The organism is Desulfobacter latus, from assembly GCF_013389365.1.
GTDB lineage: Bacteria > Desulfobacterota > Desulfobacteria > Desulfobacterales > Desulfobacteraceae > Desulfobacter > Desulfobacter latus.
Window position 1 is genome coordinate 1 of record NZ_JACADJ010000240.1, and the last position, 255, is coordinate 255.

Genomic DNA, 255 nt, shown 5'->3' on the forward strand with positions numbered 1-255 from the left:
GTTTTTTCCATCTGAGTTTGATTTCCCGCTTTAAAATTTTTATTTTCTTTTTATCTGTGGTTTTTGACAGTTTTGATTTCAGCCGGTCAATCTCCTGATGGATCCGTTCTATTTTGTTTTGTACGCCGTTTATATCTACAAAAAAAGGGCGTGAAAATTGAACCGGCAGACCTTCATCCGTCATTTCAAAACAGGTTATCACCAACAGTTTTCTCAAGCCGTAGTCAATACTTAGTATCCTGTTATTATTTTCCT

At 35.7% G+C, this 255-nt stretch carries 1 protein-coding gene; it reads right to left on the reverse strand.

The genetic code is table 11. From position 1 onward, the window contains the following. The coding region (locus HXW94_RS19150) for a hypothetical protein (protein ID WP_218576846.1) at positions 1 to 255 on the reverse strand (255 nt) is incomplete at both ends.